This is a genomic window from Pantoea sp. S61, from assembly GCF_016625145.1.
GTDB classification, from domain to species: domain Bacteria; phylum Pseudomonadota; class Gammaproteobacteria; order Enterobacterales; family Enterobacteriaceae; genus Pantoea; species Pantoea rwandensis_B.
Genome location: NZ_JACVUO010000013.1, coordinates 127458 through 141004, shown reverse-complemented (window position 1 = coordinate 141004; position 13547 = coordinate 127458). Strand labels below are relative to the sequence as shown.

Here is a 13547-nt window from a genome sequence, read left to right as displayed (position 1 = left end):
CCAACAAATGATTGGTATAGAGCATTATACAAAATATGAATTTTGAAGGATTCGATCTCAACTTGCTGGTGGCATTTAATGCCTTAATGCTGGAGCGCAACGTGACTAAAGCTGCGGCACTGGCTGGCGTAAGCCAACCGGCGATGAGTGCCGCGCTCTCTCGCTTGCGTCGTGTTTTTGACGATCCGTTGTTTATTCGCAGCGCTGAAGGTTTGTTACCCACGGCGAAAGCGCAGGAGATTGCGATACCGGTGGCCGATGCGTTAGGGCAGGTGCGTCATTTAATGAAGCCCGCAGAGGTCTTTGATCACACTGCTAAACAGCGCAGTTTTACCCTGGGATTGACGGAGTATCCGATGCATGTGCTGCTGCCGGCGTTAACCAAAAAGCTGGCGGCAGTGGCACCTCATTGCACGATTCACGTGCGTTATTTTATTGATCGCGATGAGGTTGTTGCGCTACTCGATGCGGGGAAGATTGATATTGCCGTAGGCGTACCGCCAACCAAAGCAGAAAACCGAATTCTATCCCAGCCATTGATAAGCGATGATTTTGTCACCTTAATCGGGCGTGACCACGAGGTAGCGCGTAAAGGCATGAACCTGCAAGCGTTTCTGTCAATGCGCCACATCCTGGTGTCACCCGAAGGCAACCATTATGGCTTGGTGGATCAGCAGTTACGTGAACAAGGACTGGCTCGTACCATTAGTTTGACGCTGCCCACCATGTTTACCGTGCCCGCGCTCTTGCCGGGAACGGATTATGTGGCAACGGTACTGCGCCGTGTGGGCACCACTTCAGCCAGCCAGGGTGACATCATCATGTTTGAACCGCCGTTGGCACTGCCCTCGATTCCATTTGATCTGCTTTGGCATCGCAGGACGCAGGACAGTGCGGCGCACAGTTGGTTACGCGGCGTGATCGCGGAAGTAGGAGCAGCATTGTAGGTCAAACCAGCGGCGGGTACGTGTTGCCGCTTTTGCATAAACCTGCCATGTTACTCGACACAATAAAAAACCAAGTCGCTTTGCAAACCCGTTTAACATCAGACCAGGAGTAACAGCTATGCTGGGGATAATCCGCGTATTAACCCATCCAGATCAGCACTTTGTCGAAGAACATGGTCGGCTGATTCATCAGGAATACGCTATCAACTCAATTAGCCGGGCGATCCCCGATCAGCATAAAGGCATTTTCGATGATGCCAGTGAAGCGCTGGCGGTGCCTAAGATCGTTACGCTCGGGCGGCAATTAGAGTCCGACGGCTGCAATGCGCTGTTTCTCAGTTGCGCCGCCGATCCTGGCCTTGCAGCACTGCGCGATGCCGTCTCCATTCCCGTCATCAGCGCCGGTTCGGCTTCCGCAAGTATTGCTCGTATGCTGAAACGCCCGGTGGCCGTGATGGGGATTGGTGCGGCGGCACCGGTGCCTTTCCGCCAGCTGCTGGGTGAATCCGTGCGTTACGCGCGTCCGGAAGGGGTGCTGAACACCACGGATCTGCTCAGTGCAGAAGGTCGTGCCAGCGCCCTGGCCTGCGCTGATACGCTCTATCGCGAAGGCATCGAGGTGATCGCTTTCTCCTGCACGGGTTTTTCTACCATCGCGCTGGGTGACAGTATTCGCCAGCAGTTAGGGAAAGTGGCGGTGGATGCAGTGAGCGCTGCAGGCCTGTTTATCAGCCAGTTAGCCCCGCAATCCGCACGATAACCTGCTCGCGCCGCCACCCGGCGGCGCATAACATCCTGTAATCGTTTTTTTATGATCTCAGCGATAAACAAATCCCGCCTCGCTCCGATAACTCCCTTACCAGAATTTACAAAAATAACATTCGCAGGAGAGGGAACATGGGGCTGGTATCCCGTTTACGTAATGTACGCATCACCCGGAAATTGTCAGCAGGATTTGGCATTGTGTTGCTGTTAGTGGCCCTGGCCACCAGCATCAGCGTGCAGCGCTTCAACGCGATTCATGACATTTATCAGAAAACTAATCTGATCTATGACATCAACATTGAGGTGTTCCAGGCCAAAATTAACCGCCTCAAATATCTTTATGGTGATGATAAATCAGGCAAAGTGATGGCTGATTATGTGGCGCATGCCCAGCAGCTCAATCATGAGGCCAAACAACTCTCCTGGACAGACAATGCCCGCGCGCTGGTGGATGAACTGGATACCCATCTCGCCAGCTTCCAGAACAGTATTGGCGCGATGACGCAAGCTACGCAGCAGCTGAATAGCCAGCGAGCACAGCTCGATTCTCTGAGCCAGCAAGACATGACCTCGCGCTACACGCAGTTGATCCGTACGCCAGTGACCAATCCAGAACTGACTAACCAGATTTACGAGCAGCTCTTTGCTATCAGCAACGTGCGTGAAGAGGCCTGGGCGCTGCGCTTCAATGTCACTGATACCCTGCGCAATACCTTGCAAACCCATTTCCAGCAGGCCGACCAGGGCATGAAAGCCCTGTTAGCTCAGCTGCCACCCGAACAGCAGGGCGGATTTACCGCGCTGTGGCAGGATACCGAACGCTTTAAAGATCTCAGCCTGCAAGCGGCGGACAGCTATGGTCAGCTGCGTGCGTCAGAAGACAAGGTAAAAGTCGCGGGTGATAAGAGCAGCGCGGCGATCAAAAAGATCATTACCATCGTGAAGGAGCGTAACGATGAACTGGCTAACGGTTCAGCGACGCTGTCCCTGTTGATTGGGGGGCTGGCGATTCTGTTTGGCGTACTGGTGGCGTGGTACATCATCCGTCAGATTACGCGTCCGGTATTCCACAACCTTGAGCTGGCGGAGCGCATTGCCAGCGGCGATTTAAGCTCGCAGTTTACTACCGATCGTCATGATGAACTCGGCAAGCTAACCTCGGCGATGGGGCGGATGAACGACCGTCTGCGCAGTATGATTGGCGATGTGTTGCATAGCGTCAGCAGCGTGTCGCAAGCCGCTAGCGAGATCAATCAGGGCAACCTCGATTTGTCATCACGCACTGAGCAGCAGGCGGCGGCGGTGGTGGAAACGGCTGCCAGCATGGAGCAGTTAACGGCTACCGTGAAAAATAACGCCGAGAACGCCCGTCAAGCCAGCCAGATTGCTGCTGAAGCTTCGCATAACGCTAATCAGGGCGGCAAAGCGGTGCGCGACGTGGTCAGCACCATGGGTGAAATCTCCGACAGCTCGAAGAAAATTGCCGATATCACGGCGGTGATTAACAGTATCGCTTTCCAGACCAATATTCTGGCACTGAACGCGGCAGTGGAAGCGGCACGAGCCGGTGAGCAGGGGCGTGGTTTTGCCGTGGTCGCCAGTGAAGTGCGTAACCTGGCACAGCGTAGTGCCGGTGCGGCAAAAGATATTGAACAGCTGATCAGTGAATCGGTAAGCCGGATCAGTAACGGGCATCAGCAGGTGGCGCGTGCAGGTGAAACCATGGATCAGATTCTCGGTAGCATTGCGCGCGTGAATGAGATCATGGAGGAAATTTCTGCAGCTTCCGATGAGCAGAGCCGTGGTATTGAACAAATTGCTCGCGCGGTGGGTGAACTCGATACCACGACCCAGCAAAACGCCACGCTGGTTAGCGCATCCTCGCACTCGGCAAACTCGCTGGAAGAACAGGCGATGATGCTGGAGCGGCTGGTTGCGCAGTTCCGCTTGCAGGGCGCGGGGCGTTAAGTTTTTTCAAAGATAGGGCGGCCTGATGGCCGCCTTCTTTTAAAGTGGCCTGCGGTGATCGTCTTTATTTAACGTTAACAGCGCCACGAAACTCACCAGCGCGGTGCCCATCACATACCACGCCGGAATATCTGCATTACCCGTCTGCTTCATCAATCCGGTAATAATCAGCCCCGCACATCCGGAAAACAGTGCATTCGAGAGTGAATAGGCTAATCCAAGTCCGGTATAGCGTACGCGCGTCGGGAACATTTCCGCCAGCATCGCGGGGCCGGGGCCTGCAAGCATGCCAACCAATGCACCCGCGACAAACACCACAGCCGCTTTGATTAGCAAGCCATTTTGTGGGTCTTGTAGTACTTTCAGCAGCGGGAATGCCAGCACCAGCAACAAGAAGGTCGCCAGTAGCATCACTGTGCGTCGTCCCACGCGATCGCTCAGGATACCCGCAGGCAGGATGGTGGCTGCAAAACCGAGATTAGAAATCACCGCAATCAGCAGCGCCTGGTTGAAGCCGGTATGCAGCGCAGCCTGCAAATAGGTGGGCATGATCACCAGATAGGTATAGCCCGCTGCGGACCACACCATCAGTCGTCCAATCCCCAGCACAATGGCGCGCACAGTGGCGCTGACCGACGCGCTTTCTGCATCTGTTGCTTGCCCAAATTGTGGAGACTCTTCTAAGCCCGACCGTAGCCAAAGTGCAATCGCCCCAAGAGGCAGTGCGAGCAGGAAAGGAATGCGCCAGCCCCAGGCACTCATTGCTGCATCTCCTACCAGCAGCGGCAAAACGGCCACCACGGCCACACCTGCCAGCAGGCCAAACGCCACGGTCAGAGACTGCCAGGCGCCGTAAAAGCCGCGCTTGCCGGGAGGCGCAAACTCCGTCATCAGTGAAACTGCGCCGCCGTACTCTCCGCCAGCAAACAACCCTTGCAGGATGCGTAACGCGGTAATCAGCAGCGGTGCGGCAACGCCAATCGAGGCGTAAACCGGCACCAGACCCATCGCGACTGTGGCGAGCGTCATCAAAATCAGCACAGCGATCAGCACCGGTTTGCGTCCATAGCGATCGCCTAGCCTGCCGAACAAAATCGCGCCTAATGGGCGGAAAAAGAAGGCCACGGCGAATGCCGCATAGGTCAGGATCAAACTGGTGAGGGCACTTTCACCCTCAAGCTGGAAGAAGTTTTTAGCCATCAGCGTGGCCATAAAACCGTAAACGGCGAATTCATACCACTCAATAAAATTGCCAACGGATCCGGCAATGAGCACGCGCTTGTGTGCCGCAGAAAGAGACATGACGTTTTCCTATCAACAAAGGGCAGTGAACATCCTGCGGTCTGGCCGACATTGTGACAACCGCTGGTGCTAATCTGCTGCTGAAAATCACTGTGGGTTCAAAGTTTTAATGTGGAAGGGCGCTATTCCATGCTGATGTTTGCCGGACTTTTCAGCATAACGAAGGGTTTTTGCACTATTGCCTCAGCACAAGGTAAATATTCTTAAAATATTCCGACCCGCTCGCCCTTTTTCCCGTTAAACTGCATTTCTTGTCGATCAGACTTTTCCAGTGAATGAATTATTACTCACCTGATGATAGCCATCTGAAGCGGCGTTCCCAGCGCTTCGTGCGTCGTATGTTTATCATGCGCCAGCTTGGCACAATTTTATGTTTCTTCCCGATTCTCTCGGTATTGATGGAGATGGATCGCGGTGTGGCGTTCAGCGCCCTGTTATTTATCAATGCATTTATCTGGCCGTGGGTGGCTTACCGCCGGGCATTGCGTGCAGAAGACTCCACCGGCACCGAACGCCATAACTTAACGCTAGACGCGGCATTCGGTGGGATTTGGGTGGCGCTGATGGCGCTCAGTCCGCTTCCTTCGTTCATTATCATGGCCGTGCTGGCCTCGGATCGTTATGCGGCAGGGGGCGCAGCGCAGTTAATCGCTGCCATGCAGGCGTTCCTCTGCGCTTTCGTTATGGTCTGGCTGGTGGATGGCGCGGGCGTCCATCTCGCATTCAGCCCGCAAACCGTCTGGCTGACATTGCCGCTGGCGACCTGCTATATGCTGGTACTGAGCGTGACGTCTTATAATTTGACCTGGCAATTGCGTAAACGAAACCGGGAGCTAGAGCGTATCGCGTTAATGGACCCTGGTCTGGAAATCCCTAACCGCCGTCTGTTTGAACGCCGCCTGGAGAGTGAATTCCTGAGTACGCGTCGTGGCGAAAGTGCGGGCTATCTGTTGCTGATGGACCTCGATTACTTCAAGTCGGTGAACGATACCTGGGGCCACGAAGCCGGGGATTTTCTGCTGGCTGAGATATCAGCGCTGCTGCGCAATCATGTGGGATTACAGGATATTCCTGCGCGTTTCGGCGGCGATGAGCTGGGGGTGATCGTGCATCATGCGACCGATGAGTCGGTGGTCGCGCTGGCAAATCGCTTAAAGGAAAAAATCGCCCAGGTGCGTCTGCCGGCGTCGGCAGAGTTTCGTTGCTCGGTGAGTATCGGCATTGCTTCAGCCGCCAACGCCGAGTCTTTGCGCCATTGGTTACGCCATGCAGATGAAGCGTTATACGAGGTAAAACGCGCCGGACGAAATGGTGTGCGGCTGTGGGTACCGCCGCAACCGCCGTTGGCCGGCGCCGCCTGATCAGGCAAACGTCGGTTCGCAATTCACCGGGAAGTTGAGTGAATTCGCCACATAACAGGCTTCATGGGCCTGATGATGTAACTCACGCGCGCGATCCGCATCTGCCGGATCGCGCAGCGTAATGCGCGGTTTCAGCGTGATCTGCGTGAAACGACCCCGCGCCCCTTCCACCATGGTGCCTTCCGCGGCATCCTCATAAGCTTCCACCACAATGCCCGCGTCCGCGCACAGATGCAGATACCACAGCTTGTGACAGGCTGAGGCCGAAGCCAGCAATAACTCTTCAGGATTCCAGCGCGTGGCATCGCCACGAAAGGCCGGATCGGCGCTTAATGGCATTGTGGGTTTGCCATCTGCCAGCATCTCACCGTTACGATCGTAAGCCGTATAAGAAGACGTGCCTGTACCGCGATTGCCTGTCCAGCGCACTTTAACCTGATAATGGTGTTCCTTGGCCATACCTCTGTTCCTCAACATGTCACGTGAATTAAGTGGGATAACTCACTCTATTTTATCAAGATGATTATCGCCACCTAATGTATTCAAAGCATGTTGAAAGAAATCTCTTCTGCCAAAATTGCCTGACTTAAGTGCAAGCGCCAGTGGTTGATCTGAGTGACTAAACAAGGCGGGAACACCGGGATCGATCTCATTGCCCACCTGCAGTGAGTCAAGGTTCAGTGCACTGACCACCGCACCTGACGTTTCTCCACCGCCAACCACTAATCGTCGAATGCCCGCTTCATAAACCAGTTTGCGCGCAGCATCGCCGAAGAGTTGATCAAGACGCTGTGAAATACGCTGTTGGCCATATTGTTCCTGCGCTTTTTTCACGCTAAGCGGATCGCCGGATGAGTAAACCAGCGGGCAGTCTGCCTGATGATCAAGAATAAACTGCACAATATCATCGGCTGTGATGTTGTTTTGCATCACCTGCTGGATGTCCAGTGCTAACACCGCGGAATGCTGCTGATGGGCTTCTATTTGGCCGCGTGTTGCGCCAGAACAGCTGCCAACCAAAATCGCACTTAACCCTTCCACTGCAGGTTGTTCCTGACTCCCACCTTGAGCGAGACCCGCTTTGATGAAGTTATGCGGTAACGCTTGTGCAATGCCAGAACCCCCGGAGATCAGTGGCAATCCTGCCGCCGCTATACCAATAATGGTGAGGTCGTGGTCGCTTAACGCATCCACAACCACTAATTTCACCTCATCATCACTCGCGAATTGCTGGCGAAGTGGCTCGCTGCCCTGAGTCACGTGCTGCCAGGCAATATGACCAACAGGTGTGACAGCTTGTTGCGCTAGTAAGCGACGAATATCTGCATCTTTCATCGGTGTGATGGGATGATGCTCCATGCCTGATTCATTCAGCGGGCGATCGTGAACGAACAAATTTCCCTGATAAACCGTGCGTCCCATGGTGGGGAAGGCCGGGCAAACAATGACCTGTTTTGCCTGCAAGCGCGCGGTAAGTGCATCCAGTACTGGGCCGATATTGCCCTCGGCAGTGGAATCAAAGGTTGAACAATACTTGAATATAATCTGTGTGCAGCCCTGATCGAGTAACCACTCACAAGCCGCCAGCGACTGCTCAACGGCATCGGCTGCGGGTATAGACCTCGATTTGAGCGCAATCACTCCCGCTTCCACGGCTGGATCGGCAGGGTGCTGGGGTACGCCAAGATATTGCGTCGTGCGCAATCCGCCTTCACCGGTTAGCCCCTTGGAGAGTGTCACCGCAATATCACTGGCACCGGTAAAATCATCAGCAATTACGCCAATCAGCATGATGTTTCTCCCAACGCGGCGCGCAGTTTTTTCACTGCGGCATGCGGTGCGGTCAGGACGGGCACTGAAACGCGCTCCCGAACGGCGTCAGCAGCTTGTGAGGTAGAGAAGTGCGCGAGCATAATCGCATCGCAGTGACTTAGCCGAGGGGCATATTCGGCCACCAGCCGGTTATGGCTGGCGACATCGCCCTTACGCAGTAAATCGATCGCATCGGGTACCAACAGGGTTTCCAGTTTGGCGTCAGAACCACACTGTGCTGCATAGTGTTCGAACTCATCGCACATGGTGACCAAAGAAGGGCCGAATGTTGCCAGCATGCCAATACGTTTACCTGACTGAAGCGCAGCTTCAAACATCGCTTCATTCGGTTTCAGTACGGGGATTGGCAGGGCTGCGGCCAGTTGTTCTATCGCCGGGCCAAATGCCGAACAGGTGACTAAAATGCCTTGAGCTTGCATGGCGTAAGCATAGTGCCCGAGTGCGACAAAGCGTTCGATGAGTTCGGGGGTTAATTGCTCCGTTTTCGCTCGGTCAATTGTCAAACCATCATCCAGCAAATTCACGATTTCCGACTCTGGCCATACGTCTTTGAAAGCTTGCTGAATAGGCGGCATGGCGACTGGCGTGGCATGCAGTAAAACGATTCGTTGGCTCATGTTGATCTCCGTTAGCTGCCATAGGCTCGATGTACTACAGAACACCATACTCAGATAAAAATTAAAATGTAAGGGCTTACATTTTGCTTGATATGGTGATGATGATCACATAAAAAATCTGAGCGTCTGTCAGGATATAAAACAGAAAACAATTGGCTATTAATAATTTTGATAACGCTTACTTTTTAAATGTGAGAACGCGCTATGACGACTCGTGGAGAGACCACTGCTATCAACATCGTACAGAAACCGGAAGCGCAGACGCGTCCAGTTAACACTTTGCCGCGTCATTTTCGCGACCTTCTGGCCTTAGAGGATTTTGAGCGCCACGCGCGTAAGCGCTTGCCGAATATGATTTTTCAATATGTTAAAGGGGGAGTTGAAACCGGAAGAGGACTTGCGGCTGCCCATGAGGCTTATCAGCAATATCACTTCGTTCCGCGTATGTTCCGCGATGTCTCCGGCCGCGATCAACATGTCGAACTGCTGGGGCATAACTGGTCGCTGCCATTTGGCGTCGCCCCACTCGGAGGAGCCTCCTTTGTAAGCTACCGGGCTGACCTGATGCTGGCCAAAGCTGCACGCGCTAAGAATGTGCCGATGATACTCAGCGCGTCATCCTTGATTCCCCTGGAAGATATTATTGCCGCAAACCCTGATGCCTGGTTCCAGGCTTATCTCGCGGGAGACCAGCCACGTATTGACCGCCTGCTGGATCGCGTCGAGCGTGCGGGGTACAAAACACTGGTGGTGACGGGAGATACCCCGATGTTGGGCAACCGTGAGCACAACACCCGCAGCGGCTTTAGTATGCCCATCAAAATCACCCCGAAAGTCATGTGGCAGAGCGCTATCAGTCCCCGCTGGCTATTGGGAACCGTGGCGCAAACCTATCTCCGCCATGGCGCGCCGCACTTTGAAAATACCGATGCTGAGCGCGGTCCACCAATGATGTCGAACAAGGTGCGAAACACCAATGCCCGTGACAAGTTGAGCTGGACGCATGTGGAAGCTATCCGTAAAAAATGGAAAGGCAATTTGGTGGTCAAAGGCTTGATGTCGCCTGAAGATGCCTTTATTGCGCGTGATTTAGGCGCAGATGCCGTGATCCTCTCGAATCACGGTGGCCGCCAATTGGATTACACCATCCCACCATTGCATTCCTTGCCGGAGATTGCGGCTGCCAAAGGCAATATGAAGGTGATCATCGACAGCGGCATCCGCCGTGGCACCGATGTTATGAAAGCGATGGCGCTAGGCGCTGACTTTGTCTTCTTAGGGCGTCCTTTCCTGTACGGATCGGTCATCGGTGCGCAAGCGGGTATTGAGCATGCTATGCATATCCTGCGTGACGAAATTGATCGCGATATGGCGCTGCTCGGCGTCACACGGCCTGATCAACTGAATGCTGCGTTCTTGCGCCGCGCACCCCTGTTTGCCCGTGAGGATTAAGCATGGAATTAACCATTTATAGCGCGCTTGCGTTAAGCGCGCCTTTTGAAGTGCTGTTAAAACAGTGGCAAAGCCTGCAACCCGACCATCGGTTGGCAATACGCTGGCATCCTAGCACCCTCATTGAACAAGAAATACGGCAAGGAGCCAAAGCCGAAGCGATCATTGCCACGGTCGAAACGGTCGATCGGCTTATAGAAGAGCGCCTCTTAAATGCCAGTAGCCGGATTGAAGTGGTGGATTCTCCCATCGGTATTGCGGTGAAGTCTGGCGCGCCAAAACCGGATATCAGTAGCCGGGAGCATTTAATCGACAGCCTGGTGACCGCACGTTCGGTGGCTTGGTCCGAAGCAGGAGCCAGCGGTCAATGGTTTTCACGGCTGATTAAGCAGTTGAATATCGATGAGATTTTGCGTCAACGCGGAACGGTGATTCCGGCCGGATTTACCGCTGAGCAACTGATCAATGGCAAGGCGGATATCGCTGTACAGCAGATCAGTGAATTGCTGATGGTGCCAGGCATCGATATTGTGGGGCCGTTGCCGACTGGCACTCAGCAGCCCATTTCGCTTTCCGCTGCGCTGCTGCAAGAGGCAGCCTACCCTGAAGAGGCGGCTGCATTTCTGGCGTGGCTGAAAACCCCGTCAGTCACGCAGGTCTTCAACCAGTTCGGTATGCTGCGCCGCGATTAACGCTCTTTTCGGGGCACAGAACCGGTGCTGCCCCGAACAATCAGCTCTGTTTGGATCACCGTATGTGCCTGAGCAGGCAGGTTATTGAGCGTGTTTAACAGGAACTGCGCGGCGTGTTCGCCTATTGAAGCCAGGTCTACGCGCATTGTGGTCAACGGATGCTCAAGGTGCTCGGCATATTCGTAATCATTAAAGCCCACGATGGAAATATCATTCGGAATACGCAAATAGCGTTCGCTCGCGGCGCGCATAGCGCCAAACGCCAGCAGGTCATTACCGCAGATGATGGCGGTGGGTGGCTGCGGCCCATCCAGCAGACGAAACACCGCTTTGCGCGCGTCATTCATGCTGAAAGCGTTATCGATCAGGTGGCTATCCGGTAACGCCAGGCCCTGCTTCTCCAGTGCGCGCCGCGTACCCTTGAGACGCTCAGAAACGCGGTCGTTTGACGGCGGGGTGCCGACGATCACCGCGAAACGTTGGTGTCCCAGAGCTAACAGATGATTGGCAATCGCCTCCGCTGCGCCTTCGCTATCATAGCCGACACAAGGTTTCTCCTGATCCAGTGAGAAAGTCTGCACACAGGCTATCTCTTGCTGCTGAATTCTTTCCCAAAGCTTGGGGTGGTGGGTATGACCCACCAGCATCAAGCCATCAATGCCGTACTCAATCAGCTTGTTCACTTCTTTAAGCTCGGTATCCGGGTCGAAATTGGAATTGGCCAACAACAACGTATAGCCCGCCTCATGAATTAACTGCTGAAACGCCGCCAGCGGGCGAGAAAAGGTTTCTGTTGCGAGGGTAGGGACCACGGCACCAATCGTCATGCTGCGGCGAGAGGCCAGGGTCCGCGCTGCGCGGTTAATCACATAGCCTAACTCTTCGCACGCCTTTTCAACCGCCTCACGACGGGCGGCTTTGACGGTGCTGCTCCCGTTTAAAACGCGTGACACCGTGGCCGTTGAGACGCCAGAGAGACGCGCAACATCTTCCAGTGATACGCGGCCAGATCCATTTTGTTTCTCACTCATCAAGTCACTCCTGCAGAAAGAGTGAGCTTGCCCACAAAAATCACAGGCAACTCACAATCAATTTTGAAAGCGCTTACTTTTGGCTTGACTGTATTTTGTAATCGCTTACTTTTGACAGCATGTTATCAGGTTGGGGTCACCCGCTCACGATTTATTAACCGATTTGTGACGAGTTGCTCCGCATTTTAACCACCACCCTGGCCCTGCAGCCCGTTACGCCGCAGAACCTCTGTCACTTAAAAATAAATCATAAAGGAATTCACCATGCGCAGATATCCACGAATTCGCTGGTTGATGATCGTGTTCTGTTTTTTTGCCATCGCCATCAACTACATCGACCGCATCAACCTTGCCATCGCGGCACCGCACATCAAAGCTGATTTGGGACTGGATGACACCAGTATGGGGCTGGTGTTGGGGGCATTCTTCTGGACATATGCCTTGATGCAGATCCCGGCTGGGCGTCTGATTGACCGTTTAGGTGCCCGTGCCGGCCTGGCTCTGGCCGTGGGCTGGTGGTCGCTGTTTACGGTGTTCACCTCGTTCGGTAAAGGGTTTACTTCGTTGTTCGCTGCACGACTGGCGTTGGGTATCGGTGAAGCGGGGGGTAACCCCGGCTGTGTCAAAGTGGTCTACAGCTGGTTTCCAAAAAAACAGCGAGCGACGGCGAGTGGCATTTTCGATGCGGGCCCACGTGCGGGCAGTGCGCTGGCCTTGCCATTGGTAGCCTGGCTTATCAGCACCTGGGACTGGGAAACATCATTCGTTGTTACCGGCGCATTAGGTCTGGTGTGGGTCGCTATCTGGCTGGTGTTCTACCGCGAGCCGGAAGAGATGAAAGGACTGGACGAAACCGAGCGTCAAAACCTGCTCGAAGATCGTGCCGCGCCGGTACTAGAGGGCAATGCAAAAGTCGATTTGTGGTCATTGTTCCGCCACCGCAACGTGTGGGGCATGATGATTGGTTTCTTCTGCATGAATTTTGCCACTTACTTCTTTGTCACCTGGTTCCCGACTTACCTGACCGTGGCCCACGGTTTCTCACTCAAGGAGCTGGGCACGCTGGGTGCGATCCCGGCTTTGATGGGGATTCCGGGAAGTTTACTGGGCGGCGTGACCTCCGATGCGCTATACCGCAAAGGCTTCAGTCTGACCGCCGCACGTAAAACCTGTCTGGTATTGGGCATGCTGCTGTCATCGGTGATTGCGTTCGCGGCGTTTACCGACAGCATCGCGGTGATCTTGACGTTGTTCTCCATTACCTATGCGGGCCTCGCTTTTACTGCCGCCAACATCTGGACACTGCCTGCTGATGTGGCACCTGCCAGTAACTACGTGGCGACACTGGGCGGCATCCAGAACTTTGCCGGTAATCTCGCAGGCATTGTCACCGCTTCCTTTACCGGCCTGATGCTGAGCCTGAGTCACGGTTCCTTTGTGGTCCCGTTGCTGGTAGCGGGGGGAATCTGCGTGCTGGGTGCGCTGACCTTCCTGTTTGTTCTCGGCAAGCTCGAGCCACTTCCGATTACTCCCACTCGTAAAAATCCCGTCGTTGCGACAGCCAAATAAGGAGAGCGTG

At 54.4% G+C, this 13547-nt stretch carries 12 protein-coding genes; 7 read left to right on the top strand and 5 right to left on the bottom strand.

Annotated elements, in window-relative coordinates:
* Positions 1 to 35 precede the first annotated feature (35 nt).
* The 3 genes from IAE30_RS21505 to IAE30_RS21495 all read left to right on the top strand — a co-directional run bounded on the left by IAE30_RS21505 (position 36) and on the right by IAE30_RS21495 (position 3680).
* Positions 36 to 947 carry a LysR family transcriptional regulator gene (locus IAE30_RS21505; RefSeq protein WP_200536914.1) on the top strand — a complete coding sequence of 304 codons (912 nt, stop codon included), beginning with the start codon at positions 36 to 38 and terminating at the stop codon, positions 945 to 947.
* Between the two features lie 118 nt (positions 948 to 1065).
* On the top strand, positions 1066 to 1707 hold the full coding sequence (locus IAE30_RS21500; protein ID WP_200536913.1) for an aspartate/glutamate racemase family protein: 642 nt from the start codon (positions 1066 to 1068) through the stop codon (positions 1705 to 1707).
* A 137-nt stretch (positions 1708 to 1844) separates the two neighbouring features.
* Positions 1845 to 3680: a methyl-accepting chemotaxis protein gene (locus IAE30_RS21495; protein ID WP_200536912.1), complete on the top strand. Its 1836-nt coding sequence runs from the start codon at positions 1845 to 1847 to the stop codon at positions 3678 to 3680.
* Between the two features lie 39 nt (positions 3681 to 3719).
* Here IAE30_RS21495 and IAE30_RS21490 read toward each other — a convergent pair whose 3' ends face one another.
* The gene (locus IAE30_RS21490; protein WP_200536911.1) at positions 3720 to 4982 is read right to left on the bottom strand and encodes an MFS transporter; all 1263 of its coding nucleotides are present in this window, start codon (positions 4980 to 4982) and stop codon (positions 3720 to 3722) included.
* 275 nt (positions 4983 to 5257) lie between these two features.
* Between IAE30_RS21490 and IAE30_RS21485 the strand changes: the two genes are divergently transcribed.
* Positions 5258 to 6343 (top strand): diguanylate cyclase, encoded by a 1086-nt coding sequence (locus IAE30_RS21485; RefSeq protein WP_200680984.1) that lies wholly within the window; start codon positions 5258 to 5260, stop codon positions 6341 to 6343.
* On the opposite strand, the gene IAE30_RS21480 is transcribed toward IAE30_RS21485, so the two are convergent.
* Genes IAE30_RS21480 through IAE30_RS21470 form a run of 3 tightly spaced genes read right to left on the bottom strand, consistent with a single transcriptional unit; the run spans position 6344 to position 8793 of the window.
* Positions 6344 to 6802, bottom strand: a complete 459-nt coding sequence (locus tag IAE30_RS21480; protein ID WP_200680983.1) for an OsmC family protein — start codon at positions 6800 to 6802, stop codon at positions 6344 to 6346. It lies immediately after the preceding gene.
* A gap of 42 nt (positions 6803 to 6844) precedes the next feature.
* Positions 6845 to 8134: a 3-oxo-tetronate kinase gene (otnK, locus tag IAE30_RS21475; protein WP_200680982.1), complete on the bottom strand. Its 1290-nt coding sequence runs from the start codon at positions 8132 to 8134 to the stop codon at positions 6845 to 6847.
* The gene (locus IAE30_RS21470; protein WP_200680981.1) at positions 8128 to 8793 is read right to left on the bottom strand and encodes an aspartate/glutamate racemase family protein; all 666 of its coding nucleotides are present in this window, start codon (positions 8791 to 8793) and stop codon (positions 8128 to 8130) included. The genes otnK and IAE30_RS21470 overlap by 7 nt, the downstream gene beginning before the upstream one ends.
* 204 nt (positions 8794 to 8997) lie before the next feature.
* On the opposite strand from IAE30_RS21470, the gene IAE30_RS21465 reads away from it, so the two are divergent.
* Together IAE30_RS21465 and IAE30_RS21460 are read left to right on the top strand one after the other, a co-directional pair.
* Positions 8998 to 10245 (top strand): alpha-hydroxy acid oxidase, encoded by a 1248-nt coding sequence (locus tag IAE30_RS21465; RefSeq protein ID WP_084934040.1) that lies wholly within the window; start codon positions 8998 to 9000, stop codon positions 10243 to 10245.
* A 2-nt stretch (positions 10246 to 10247) separates the two neighbouring features.
* Positions 10248 to 10937 carry a substrate-binding domain-containing protein gene (locus IAE30_RS21460; RefSeq protein WP_200680980.1) on the top strand — a complete coding sequence of 230 codons (690 nt, stop codon included), beginning with the start codon at positions 10248 to 10250 and terminating at the stop codon, positions 10935 to 10937.
* On the opposite strand, the gene IAE30_RS21455 is transcribed toward IAE30_RS21460, so the two are convergent.
* On the bottom strand, positions 10934 to 11968 hold the full coding sequence (locus tag IAE30_RS21455) for a LacI family DNA-binding transcriptional regulator (RefSeq protein WP_200680979.1): 1035 nt from the start codon (positions 11966 to 11968) through the stop codon (positions 10934 to 10936). The two genes, IAE30_RS21460 and IAE30_RS21455, sit on opposite strands and share 4 nt — an antisense overlap.
* 264 nt (positions 11969 to 12232) lie before the next feature.
* Between IAE30_RS21455 and IAE30_RS21450 the strand changes: the two genes are divergently transcribed.
* A complete protein-coding gene (locus IAE30_RS21450) occupies positions 12233 to 13537 on the top strand; it encodes an MFS transporter (protein WP_200680978.1) in 1305 nt (434 codons plus the stop codon).
* Positions 13538 to 13547 lie beyond the last annotated feature (10 nt).

Excerpts from the sequence above, each read along its gene's own strand:
- IAE30_RS21470 (WP_200680981.1), bottom strand. The coding sequence starts at position 8,793 with ATGAGCCAACGAATCGTTTTACTGCATGCCACGCCAGTCGCCATGCCG.
- IAE30_RS21460 (WP_200680980.1), top strand. The coding sequence starts at position 10,248 with ATGGAATTAACCATTTATAGCGCGCTTGCGTTAAGCGCGCCTTTTGAA.
- IAE30_RS21500 (WP_200536913.1), top strand. The coding sequence starts at position 1,066 with ATGCTGGGGATAATCCGCGTATTAACCCATCCAGATCAGCACTTTGTC.
- IAE30_RS21450 (WP_200680978.1), top strand. The coding sequence starts at position 12,233 with ATGCGCAGATATCCACGAATTCGCTGGTTGATGATCGTGTTCTGTTTT.
- IAE30_RS21455 (WP_200680979.1), bottom strand. The coding sequence starts at position 11,968 with ATGAGTGAGAAACAAAATGGATCTGGCCGCGTATCACTGGAAGATGTT.
- IAE30_RS21485 (WP_200680984.1), top strand. The coding sequence starts at position 5,258 with ATGAATTATTACTCACCTGATGATAGCCATCTGAAGCGGCGTTCCCAG.
- IAE30_RS21490 (WP_200536911.1), bottom strand. The coding sequence starts at position 4,982 with ATGTCTCTTTCTGCGGCACACAAGCGCGTGCTCATTGCCGGATCCGTT.
- otnK (WP_200680982.1), bottom strand. The coding sequence starts at position 8,134 with ATGCTGATTGGCGTAATTGCTGATGATTTTACCGGTGCCAGTGATATT.
- IAE30_RS21480 (WP_200680983.1), bottom strand. The coding sequence starts at position 6,802 with ATGGCCAAGGAACACCATTATCAGGTTAAAGTGCGCTGGACAGGCAAT.
- IAE30_RS21505 (WP_200536914.1), top strand. The coding sequence starts at position 36 with ATGAATTTTGAAGGATTCGATCTCAACTTGCTGGTGGCATTTAATGCC.
- IAE30_RS21465 (WP_084934040.1), top strand. The coding sequence starts at position 8,998 with ATGACGACTCGTGGAGAGACCACTGCTATCAACATCGTACAGAAACCG.
- IAE30_RS21495 (WP_200536912.1), top strand. The coding sequence starts at position 1,845 with ATGGGGCTGGTATCCCGTTTACGTAATGTACGCATCACCCGGAAATTG.